The sequence below is a fragment of the Bacillus sp. MBGLi79 genome, assembly GCF_002953915.1.
This window is the reverse complement of sequence record NZ_CP026521.1, coordinates 2973363-2978719: the sequence shown is the minus strand read 5'-3', so window position 1 is coordinate 2978719 and position 5357 is coordinate 2973363. Positions and strand designations below refer to the sequence as shown.

The following is a 5357-nucleotide window of genomic DNA, read 5'->3' as shown; positions in this document are numbered from 1 at the left end:
GTGTTAAGTCGTTATTTAATTGATTAACTTGTTGTTGTTGTGACAATGAAAAAGAAGAGGCAAGTAGTTTGTATTTAACTTTAGATAAATGTGTTTCGTTCCAAATTGTTAGCAGGGAATACGAGACAAGAACAGACTCTTCAATTGATGTAGAATTTGAATCGGTAGACGTAGATACAGCGTTAGATGATTACTACGTTATAACATCTGCAGGAAGTTTATTATTTGATTATATAAAAAGAATAAAATCTTATTATTTGTAACTATATTTTAGGCTTTCCTTTTCAGGAAAGCTTTTTCAAAACAACTCAATTCAAAAGGAGGCGGCGGTGGATGTAGATGATTGAAAAGCACATACAGGCGTATAAAGATTACCTCAAAGGTTTGAAATACAAGGACCTTGCTGAGAAATACGGGGTGTCTGTTAACACAATCAAATCGTGGAAACAGCGGCATGGTTGGCAAAGAAAAAAGGGTGCACCTTTCAAGAAAAGTGTGCACACAAAAAAAGTAGGTGCACCACTCGGTAACAAGAATGCGTTAGGTAATAAAGGGGGCCCACCACTAAGAAATCAAAACGCTGTGACTCATGGATTCTTCTCAAAGTTCCTGCCAGAAGAAACACTATCCATCATGGAAGGGATTCAAGAACGTTCACCTGTCGATATGATATGGGATCAGATACAGATCCAATATGCCGCAATTATAAGGGCACAAAAAATCATGTTCGTTTCTGATAAGGGAGAAATGATTAAGGAACTAAAAAAGAAAAAGTCTGTCCTATCTGAGACTAACGAAGTCGAAGAGGAAGAATACGAATTCCAATTTTCTTGGGATCGTCATGCAACGTTCTTAAATGCTCAATCTCGGGCAATGGCAGAACTCAGGAACCTAATTAAACAGTTTGATGAGTTAGCTCATGCAGAAGACGAACGACGCCTTAAATTGGAGCATATGCGTTTAAGTATAGACAAGAAAAAATTAGAGATTGAAGAACTTACAGAAGAAGATAAACCTTTTGAGATCACCATTGTGAACAAAGGTGATGACAGTGATTAAACAAGTAAATCCTCATTTTAAAGAATTTCTTTTTGACTGGAATCAAAAGTTTCAGTTTCTTGTTGGTGGTTATGGGTCATCCAAAAGTTATCATGTTGCTTTGAAGATTGTTCTGAAATTGCTTAAAGAAAAACGGACTGCACTCGTTATCAGAGAAGTGTATGACACACATAGGGACTCAACATTTTCACTTTTTGATGAACTTGTAAGTGATCTGAAATTAGATCATATCGTTAGGTGTGTATCTTCGCCCATGCAGATTCGATTTTCAAATGGCAGCCGCATCATCTTTAAAGGGATGGATAAGCCAGCCAAACTGAAATCAATCAATAATATTTCACTCATTTGGATTGAGGAATGTTCAGAAGTGAAGTATGAAGGATTCAAGGAGCTGTTAGGACGTCTTCGTCACCCGACTTTGCCGCTCCACATGATACTCTCAACAAATCCAGTCGGAGAGGACAATTGGACTTTTAAACATTTCTTTAAAGATGATCGAGAGAAGCGGTTTGTACTGGATGATAAAGAGCTATACGAAAAGCGTACTGTCGTAATTAACGACACCTATTATCATCACTCAACGGCAGATGATAATCTTTTCCTGCCAGAAAGCTATGTCCAGCAACTTGAAGAATTGAAGGAATACGATCCAGACCTTTACCGAATTGCACGGAAAGGTCATTTTGGTGTGAATGGAATTCGGGTTCTGCCGCAGTTTGAAGAATGGCCTCATGAAGAGGTTATGACTGCAATCTCTAATATTAACCGTCCACTTAAACGAATTGGAATGGACTTTGGTTTTGTTGAGTCGTATAACGCCGTCGTTAGGGTTGCTGTTGATCCAGAAAAGAAATACCTCTATATCTACTGGGAGTATTACAAAAATGGATTAACTGACGATAAGACAGCCGAAGAACTCAAGGAATTTGCAGAGACTAAGGAATTAATCAAGGCAGATTCAGCAGAGCCAAAGACAATCCGTTATTTTCAACAACACGGTTTCAATATGGTGGGGGCCCGTAAGTACCAAGGATCACGCCTCCAATACACAAAGAAGATCAAACGGTTCAAGAAGATCATTTGCTCTGACAGTTGCAAGAACACGATTTATGAACTTAAACCGCTCACTTATGCTACCGATAAGCTGGGGAACATCATAGAAGACGAGTTTACTATAGACCCGCATACACTATCAGCTATCTGGTACGCTCTCGATGATTATGAGGTAACCGATTTGAAAGAAGAATCTAAAGGAAGACCACAAAGATCAAGACCAGGAAGGAGGTAAAGCATGTCAAAACAATCTGTTAAAGCACGAGTGATCAAAGCCTCTCCACCTACTGAATCGACTAAACAAATTTATGAGGATGAATTTGCGGACAGTTATGACAGCAATATTTTACCGCCTCCGTATAATCTCAAAGAATTAAAGATGATTGCTGAGTATTCAACAATCTTACAGCAATGTGTTGATGCCTACAGGACAAATATTGTGGGCTTTGGATTTGATTTTGAGTATTCGTTTGATGTAAATTCGCCAGATGTGACAAACAATGAAAAAACAGAAGCTGAAAGTGAATGGACAAAGCTTGAAGAGTTCGTTAAATATCTTCACTTTGATGAGTCAGCTGAGACTTTACTCGGCTTTGTTATTGAAGACCGAGAAAAGACCGGTAATGGATTTATTGAGGTTATCCGAAACGGTGAAAATAAGCCAGCTGGCATTGAATACATGGATGTTCAAAATGTACGAGTTTGCAAACTGTCTGAACCAATCGAAGTTGATTTTACATACTTCGAACAAGGACAAATGAAATCAATCAAAAGAGAAAAACGATTTCGTAAGTATGTTCAGATGATTGACGGCCGTATGGTTTACTTTAAGGAGTATGGTGACCCTCGTACTTTAAATCTGGAGACAGGTCAATATGATGAGCAGACTCCATTCGAGAAACGAGCTAATGAAGTGGTGCATTTCAAAATAGGAAGCGGTACTTATGGAAAACCACGATGGATTGGCCATATTGTTAATCTGTATGGAGCTCGTAAAGCAGAAGAGCTGAACTTCATGTATTTCAAACAAGGAAGACATATTCCCGCTGCCATTACAATTGAAAACGGAATGTTGTCAGAGGATTCATACACACAATTGCAGGATTACATGAATGGGCTTGAAGGAGTGGAGAACGCACATAAGTTTCTTTTACTTGAAGCGGAAGGTATAGCGAAGGGGAAAAACATTCATGGTGATGAAGAGATTGCTCCCGTGAAAGTCGATATTAAATCACTTGCTGAGATCCTTCAAGAAGATGCCTTGTTTCTTGAATATGACCAAAAGAGCCGAGACAAAATTAGATCGGCTTTTCGTTTGCCTCCACTTTATACAGGTGAAGCTCAAGATTACAACAGAGCTACAGCTGACACAGCAAGAAAGATTACTGAGGAACAAGTCTTTCAGCCTGAACGAAAGTTAATCACAGGTAAACTGAACGCTTTATTTCTAAATGATCTTGAGATTCATAAGGTTCGTCTTCAGCTAAAAGGACCAGACTTTAGAGATCCGCTTGAGATTGCTAAGGTTCTAACACCGTTTATAACAGCTGGTGCAGTTTCTCCGAATGATCTACGTGATCTGGCTGGACGAGTACTTGGTAAGACGCTTGAAGAATGGCCAGAAGAAGAATACAACAGGCCGCTTGGTAAGACTAACGAGTCGTCCGCTTCCGATCCTTTGACTGCGCTGTTTAAATCTAAGACCGGTACTCCTGATATGATTGGGTTATTAAAAGATATGCGGGATGTTCTGGAGGATCTGAAGAGATGAACAAAACAGATAAGCTATTGGACAGTCTGAACGCATTCATTCAAAAAGCCGAGGAAAATCAGTATAAGCAATTGGGGGAGATGGTACCTGACTTTCCTGGCAAATCTAATATACCCAAGTATGTGGAGGTATATGAAAAAGGCATCGCTCGATTGCTCAGACGCCAACGTAAAAATTTTTTAGATGGTCTGAAAGGTTTTGTAAGCAAAGATTCAAAAGTGACACTGGAAGCTCTTCTAGTGTTTTTTACGCAGAATTTATTTGCTGGAGATGACTTTGAGGAAGAATTTCAGGAACTGACTGAGGGATTCCTGCAACAGACTATTGAAGAGCTGGCTGAAGTAATCATGGATTCTATAGATCCAGAAGTTCCTTTTAAAGTTTTATCTACCCGTACAGTTAATTGGATTAGGGATTGGTCTGAGAAACTGGCTCAGATCATGAAGTTAAACACTCATGAAGCGGTGGAGAACATTCTGACTGATGCCATCGAGAACGGTTCATCTATTCAGGACATTGAGTTGACGCTCAAAGACATGCCGCAATTTGATAGGGAACGGGCTCGCAAAACAGCCATCACTGAAGTGCTTGCAGCTTCCTCTGCTGCTCAGCATGAATCATATGCGCAATCGCCGGCAGTAAAGAAAAAGAAATGGCGGCACAGCGGAGGAAAGAAAAACAACCCACGCGAGAATCATATCGACCTAGACGGCACAGTCATTGGAGTAGATGAAGAATTTCAGATACCAGGTAGTGGCGAGACCTGCATGTTTCCGCGAGATCCTAAACTATCGGCAGGGGAGCGGGTAAATTGCCATTGTGTTCTATCGCCTGTGATAGATAACGAGATTTTGGGGTTGTCAGCAGATGAAAAAGAAGAGATTCGAAGAGAAGTCTTAGCAAATATGGAATAAAGTAGTATAATTACCTCGTTACTAAAAAACGGGAGGTGAAGCAGTTGAATTATTATAGTCAGATCGCAAAGGTTTTTGAAGAAATGGAGAAGAGAAATAGAGAACTTCTTAAGGCTACCAGTATGTCTTCACAGATTCATTCTCTTCACCGAACATTAAATTTACCAAGACAAAGATTTGAGTCGCTAATGGCGCAACAAAAAGCTTTAACAAAGATGGTTCATACTAACCCCGCCGCCAGAATTCAACGAGTTATGAAGGCTGCATCTGCTGCATCTTCTGTTAGAGCAATGAGGTTTCCGACATTTCCTAAAATCAACTTGCGATTGCCAAAGATTATAATTGATTATTCAAGAATTGAAAAAATTACATATCACAACTCTCGTCATGGATGGACTTTAACCGAAGAAATTCCAATACATTTTTATCTTGATGATGATTTCCTAGAATACAATCAAGAGGAATTAGATAATACCTTTGTGTCATATTATGAAAAAGATAACTATAAGCAACTTGATGGGCTAAAAGAAGTCTTATTGGAGGGTCTAGGTGATAGATGG

At 39.4% G+C, this 5357-nt stretch carries 5 protein-coding genes; all 5 read left to right on the top strand.

Annotation, left to right across the window (positions count from 1 at the left end):
- Positions 1–339 precede the first annotated feature (339 nt).
- Positions 340–1059, top strand: coding sequence for a phage terminase small subunit (gene terS / locus C1T29_RS15145; RefSeq protein ID WP_103750541.1), 720 nt, complete (start codon positions 340–342; stop codon positions 1057–1059).
- Positions 1052–2347: a PBSX family phage terminase large subunit gene (locus C1T29_RS15140; RefSeq protein ID WP_103750542.1), complete on the top strand. Its 1296-nt coding sequence runs from the start codon at positions 1052–1054 to the stop codon at positions 2345–2347. Before terS ends, C1T29_RS15140 begins: the two co-directional genes overlap by 8 nt.
- Before the next feature lie 3 nt (positions 2348–2350).
- A complete protein-coding gene (locus C1T29_RS15135) occupies positions 2351–3883 on the top strand; it encodes a phage portal protein (RefSeq protein ID WP_103750543.1) in 1533 nt (510 codons plus the stop codon).
- Positions 3880–4797 carry a phage head morphogenesis protein gene (locus C1T29_RS15130; RefSeq protein WP_103750544.1) on the top strand — a complete coding sequence of 306 codons (918 nt, stop codon included), beginning with the start codon at positions 3880–3882 and terminating at the stop codon, positions 4795–4797. Before C1T29_RS15135 ends, C1T29_RS15130 begins: the two co-directional genes overlap by 4 nt.
- A gap of 44 nt (positions 4798–4841) precedes the next feature.
- Positions 4842–5357 (top strand): hypothetical protein (locus C1T29_RS15125; RefSeq protein ID WP_208945492.1); only part of this gene is annotated, 516 nt, incomplete at its 3' end.

Bases quoted from the DNA above. Each gene is read 5' to 3' on its own strand.
- terS (WP_103750541.1), top strand. From the start codon at position 340: ATGATTGAAAAGCACATACAGGCGTATAAAGATTACCTCAAAGGTTTG.
- C1T29_RS15135 (WP_103750543.1), top strand. From the start codon at position 2,351: ATGTCAAAACAATCTGTTAAAGCACGAGTGATCAAAGCCTCTCCACCT.
- C1T29_RS15130 (WP_103750544.1), top strand. From the start codon at position 3,880: ATGAACAAAACAGATAAGCTATTGGACAGTCTGAACGCATTCATTCAA.